At 44.7% G+C, this 1714-nt stretch carries 3 protein-coding genes; 1 reads left to right on the plus strand and 2 read right to left on the minus strand.

What is annotated here, in order from left to right; translation table 11 throughout:
* Together VF500_RS16360 and VF500_RS16365 are read right to left on the minus strand one after the other, a co-directional pair.
* A partial coding sequence (locus VF500_RS16360) for a sulfite exporter TauE/SafE family protein (RefSeq protein ID WP_330860699.1) occupies window positions 1-564 on the minus strand: 564 nt, incomplete at its 3' end.
* A 3-nt stretch (window positions 565-567) separates the two neighbouring features.
* A complete protein-coding gene (locus VF500_RS16365; RefSeq protein ID WP_330860700.1) occupies window positions 568-1215 on the minus strand; it encodes a FadR/GntR family transcriptional regulator in 648 nt (215 codons plus the stop codon).
* Between the two features lie 281 nt (window positions 1216-1496).
* Between VF500_RS16365 and VF500_RS16370 the strand changes: the two genes are divergently transcribed.
* Window positions 1497-1714 (plus strand): hypothetical protein (locus VF500_RS16370; RefSeq protein WP_330860701.1); only part of this gene is annotated, 218 nt, incomplete at its 3' end.

Below are 1714 nucleotides of genomic sequence, written 5' to 3' on the forward strand. Positions count from 1 at the left end.
TGAGTCCATAGCCAGCACTTTAAGTGCGCCCGAACCAATACCTAAAAGGCCCGAAAGTACCCCGGCTACGGTCATGATAGAAAAACCTGCACCAACATTTTTAAGCTTGTAGTCAACCGGCCCTTCGGCTGTGGGGTAACTTCCGTTAAGCTTTAAAAACGCCGAAGTGCGGCTTCCTTCGGTTAATGCTGCCTGGTTCTTCTTCCTGAGTGTCATGGCGGCCGAAAACAGCAGGATGCAGCCAAACAGTACCGCGATGGTGTTAGTAGGAGTGTATACTGCCAGCAAGGCACCTATTACGGCCCCGACTGTGGTTGCTATTTCGAGGAACATACCCAAACGAATATTGGTAATGCCTTCCTTTACATAAGCGCTGGCCGCTCCCGACGAATTGGCAATGGAAGCAAGCAGTGCCGCACCGATAGCATAGCGGATATCTACCTGGAAAACCAGTGTTAATAAAGGTATTACAACTACGCCGCCTCCAAGGCCGGTTAATGAACCCACCAAACCGGCCAGATAGGCGCCGGCCAGTAATATTAGGGTGAAAGTTAGAATGGTCATTGTTTAATAATTATTTTTTAAAATTTCTGTGGTGATGTGGCGGGCAGCTTCGGTGTCGCTTTTTGCAATGGCGTTATAAAGCGCCTCATGTAAGTGGTGGCTCATTGCAAAATGGCTTATGCCCTGTTTTTCGCGTTTTTCAAAAAAATCACGAATGATTATGCTGAAGCTATGGTACAGGTCGGCTAAAACACTATTTGAGGATGCCTTCGCGACGGCCGTGTGAAAAGCTATGTCGGCATCAATACAGGCCAGGCGCTCTTCTGCCATTATAGCGTCTTTCCGCTGCTGCAACCGTATTTCAATTTCCTGGAGATTATCTTCTGACCGGTGTTTTGAAGCGAGGGTGACAATTTCCAGTTCCAGCATCCGGCGCACGGCATTGATCTCATCGAAAGCAGCGCGTTTCAACCGCTGGTCAATAGTGTCCGAATCGGTAAAGGCATTTACAAATGTCCCCGAGCCCTGCTGTACACGCAGGACACCCGCATCTGCCAGAGATTTAATGGCTTCACGTATGGTTGAACGGCCAACATCATATAACTCCATCAATTCAAACTCGGAAGGCATCTTATCGCCCTCTTTCCATTTACCGGCAAGGATATCATTTTTGATAAGCCTGATAATTTTGTTGCTAAGTTTCTCTGCCATGATTGTGAATTAAAAACAATGCAAATATATGATGTTTATTTAAACATCTGATGTTTAAATAAATTTCTTTGTAATTATTATGTAATTAATAGATGGTGACATGGCATCTCAAGTTTGCAAGACACCCCATGGGGCTTCAAAAGCTTATAGCTGCGTTTATCATCAGTTTGTTACAATTGATCAAAAAGTGAAAAACATAAATTTCAAGATGTAGCTTTAGGGGAAATTTACGGTTCAAGATGATACAAATTCCTAAAGACTTGCTTGATCATCACGCACATATGAGGTTGCGGTTATCTGATATGTATGGGATCATCATCGATAAGATACATCCTTTTAGGTGTGATGATACCTTACAAACAGCACACTGCCTGGAAGTGATCTTAACGGGTAGCATTGATGTGAGGGCAGGCAGTTGCACTCAGCATTTGGCAGCCGGGGATATTCAGTTCAGGAGGCGTGGTAATTACCAGTTGTTCCCTTCTGACGATTATACCAG

Source organism: Mucilaginibacter sp. (genome assembly GCF_036383575.1).
In the GTDB taxonomy this organism is placed as follows: domain Bacteria; phylum Bacteroidota; class Bacteroidia; order Sphingobacteriales; family Sphingobacteriaceae; genus Mucilaginibacter.

Excerpts from the sequence above, each read along its gene's own strand:
- VF500_RS16365 (WP_330860700.1), bottom strand. The coding sequence starts at position 1,215 with ATGGCAGAGAAACTTAGCAACAAAATTATCAGGCTTATCAAAAATGAT.